Annotated in this window: 5 protein-coding genes; 2 read left to right on the forward strand and 3 right to left on the reverse strand. The window is 46.5% G+C overall.

Annotation, left to right across the window (positions count from 1 at the left end; all coding sequences use genetic code 11):
* Positions 1-47: 47 nt before the first annotated feature.
* The 3 genes from ACKOVI_RS03680 to ACKOVI_RS03690 are packed head-to-tail and all read right to left on the reverse strand — an operon-like array spanning position 48 to position 1,981.
* On the reverse strand, positions 48-605 hold the full coding sequence (locus tag ACKOVI_RS03680) for a hypothetical protein (RefSeq protein ID WP_509602679.1): 558 nt from the start codon (positions 603-605) through the stop codon (positions 48-50).
* A 48-nt stretch (positions 606-653) separates the two neighbouring features.
* On the reverse strand, positions 654-1,322 hold the full coding sequence (locus ACKOVI_RS03685; protein WP_509602680.1) for a TasA family protein: 669 nt from the start codon (positions 1,320-1,322) through the stop codon (positions 654-656).
* Positions 1,322-1,981: a signal peptidase I gene (locus ACKOVI_RS03690; protein ID WP_509602681.1), complete on the reverse strand. Its 660-nt coding sequence runs from the start codon at positions 1,979-1,981 to the stop codon at positions 1,322-1,324. Before ACKOVI_RS03690 ends, ACKOVI_RS03685 begins: the two co-directional genes overlap by 1 nt.
* Positions 1,982-2,130: 149 nt before the next feature.
* Between ACKOVI_RS03690 and ACKOVI_RS03695 the strand changes: the two genes are divergently transcribed.
* Positions 2,131-2,526 (forward strand): response regulator transcription factor, encoded by a 396-nt coding sequence (locus ACKOVI_RS03695; RefSeq protein ID WP_509602682.1) that lies wholly within the window; start codon positions 2,131-2,133, stop codon positions 2,524-2,526.
* A 17-nt stretch (positions 2,527-2,543) separates the two neighbouring features.
* Positions 2,544-3,012: molybdopterin-dependent oxidoreductase (locus ACKOVI_RS03700; RefSeq protein ID WP_509602683.1), on the forward strand; the 469-nt coding region annotated here is incomplete at its 3' end.

Genomic DNA, 3,012 nt, shown 5'->3' on the forward strand with positions numbered 1-3,012 from the left:
CTTCACGCTCACCCCTATTTACGTCGAGGGGGCTAGTTTAGCGGTCGTTAAGAGTTGGTGATAGTTCCTGTGACATTGGAGAGACTTACCGTTGTGCTCACAATCATAGTGCAGTTCTTATCAGTATCAATCTGGAACGCATAAAAGGTATTAGGTGCGAGGGATAGAACTTGAGTAGTGGTGTAAGGAGATGCAGTTGCCACTCCAACAATTTGAGTTGCGTTTACTGAGGTAGGGCCACACTTCTTGAGCGTGGCACTAAAAAATACATTGACATTGCATCGATGAAGCGTTGAGATCTTTGCACCAGAATCTAAAGTGATAGTAAATGTGAATTGAGAAGTGGTCAGCTCTCCGGCATTGCGAATAAAGAAAACTCTTGGGGTGCTCTTATCTACAGCGACGACGTACGGTGCACTTGGATTTGAAGCTGTAGAAGTATCTGCAGGAAAGACAATTAACCGCGCTGACGTAACAGACATAGTTGTGTTTCGTGCAGTGGCCTTTGCTGCAGCATTGGCAACAACGGGTGGCTGGGTGAGCGCGAGTATGAACGCGCCCACCACAGCGGCGACGAGAGATGTAGATTTATTCTTACTGAACATCTCCCTCTCCTTCCACCAATTGTTCCCGTGAATTGATCTAACTATTTATCAGCTGCTGGTATTTGTAGCTGTGCGCTCTTGGATAACAAATGACCACTGAAGTGCTGCGGTCAACCCTTGAACTGTTCCGACAGGAAGTACACCGTTGATAGTGTTTTCATTACCTGCAGGAAGTGAAATTGTGAGCTTAAGGCGATTAGTACCTGCTGCCAATAAAGTTGGAAGTGTGATGTTTGAAGCTGCGCTCTTAAGGGTTGCAGCAGGCACGCTTGCTAAAACAACAGTCTCTGTACCAGAGCAGGTTCCGGCACCGGTCTGAGTCCACGCTACTGAACAAGCACGGATAGAGAGCTGAAGTCCCTTTGCAGCATCATTTACCAAAGTATTTGAATCTGATGAGGCGATCTGTACGGTAGGTGTTTCGCCATCAAGTGATCCAGTGTTGTTGAGGTCGATGTAGCGGTTGACGGTATCTCCTGGACCCATCGCAGTGATTGCTGTAGCAAATCCACCAGATGATCCTGAAGCTGCATACTCAAGCTTCAAAGTACCTGTTGTGACAGATCCACCTGATGTATTGGTTGCAGTCGCAGTAAGTGCCGCAAAGACGTTTGAAGCAACCATTCCTGCTCCGCCCACTGCTGCAGCTACAACAATAGTGACCTTAAGGGCCACGCTACCTGCGCTCTTTGATAGTGCTGATGTCATTGGGTTCATTAGTTGCTCCCTACCTTTTCTTTTGCGTTTGTTTCTCTCTCGATTGCAAGTGCATCCTGCAAGTTATCGATAAGTTCTCTGTACTGCTGGCTATTACGTCGCTCTTCGATGTATAGCTCTTTGTAGACACGTTCTGGTGTCAGCGATGCAACGATCTTCTTACGGAATAGAAATGCAAAGAGACCGAGAATATTTGCGAGGACCAGGAAGCTAGATGCTGTCTGACGACCTTGAACTGTATTCATGTACACCATTGGGCGGCCAACATATGGAATTGTTTTGATGACAAGTGAAACCTTTGCAAATCGAGAAACGATAAATGGATCACGATCTGGAGATTCGTTGGCATCACCCTTTGTGATGATACGAATCTGTCCATTGAAGTCACGGAGTTCGACGATGCGGTGTGAGTAGTAGACGCCAGTTGCCTGGTTATTGACTGCAATCACGTCACCGACTTGAAGAGATGTAGAAGGTGCAAGGCGAGTGAGATAGACATCCCCTGGGTTAGCGCCAGGTTTCATAGAACCAGTTAAAATTGGGGAGAATCCGTAGCCAAACTTTGATGTGAGAACTGCAGGCACGACAGCAACCAAAACAGTGATCGCAATAAAGACGATATTGCGCACCTTTCGGGCCTTGCTTGCGGTTTTGCTCATGCCCTGAAGGTAGGTGGCGTAACTCACGGAAACCTCACGGAGAGCTCTAGTTAGGTATAAGAAGGCCAAATATGGCGAAAATGGCTGGTCTTGACCATTTTTCGACCCTACCCTTAAGCCATCACAAAACGCTGAAGGGTTATTCACAAATGGCTCAAGAAGAACAGAAAATTCTCGTCGTAGACGATAACCAGGACGTTCGCGATCTCGTCGTCCACATCCTCAGTGCCGATGGATTTCACGTCTATGCAGCAGTAGACGGCGAGAATGCTCTCACTATCCTCAACAGTAACATCGTAGACCTTGTACTTCTCGATGTGATGATGCCAGGAATGTCTGGGCTCGACGTCCTTCGAGAGATTCGAACTGGTTCCAATAAGAAACTACGGGATATCCCCGTCATGATGATCACTGCAAAATCGACCACCGACGATATCGACCAGGCACTTGCGTTAGGTGCCAATTCATATGTCGTCAAGCCTTTTCGCGGAACAACGATTCGCGAAAAAGTTCGTTCTATTTTGAATCTTCCCTTTAACGGTTAACTAACATCGGAGAGAAAATGAAGAAAGTACTAGCCGCGTCACTGATTGCAGCACTTGCATTTGCGGTAACACCAGTTGCTCAAGCAGCAGATGCAAATCCTTACGGTACATCTACTGTAGATCCAGCTGGTCCTAATGAAGTGATTTTCACGGTCGCTAAAGGTTCAAAGAAAGTGGAGTACACCACTTCAAAATTAGCAAAGATGAAAACTTCGGTTATATCCATCTATGAGCCATTTCTTAAGAAGCGCCAAAGCTTTACCGTTATTCCAATGAAGAGTTTCTTCTCTCTCGTTGGAATCTCTGGTAAAGATAAGGTCTTTACAACTGCACTCAACGACTATGTATATAGCAATACTGCCTCTAACTTCATCGCTAATAATGCGTACATCGCCATCAAGCGAAATGGGACCGACATTCCATACGATCAGGGTGGTCCAATTCGCGTCGTCTTCGCCGATAACAGCAAGTGGGCAAAGAATCTCG

Origin of the sequence: Candidatus Planktophila sp. (assembly GCF_046070465.1) — a bacterium.
Classification (GTDB): Bacteria; Actinomycetota; Actinomycetes; order Nanopelagicales; family Nanopelagicaceae; genus Planktophila.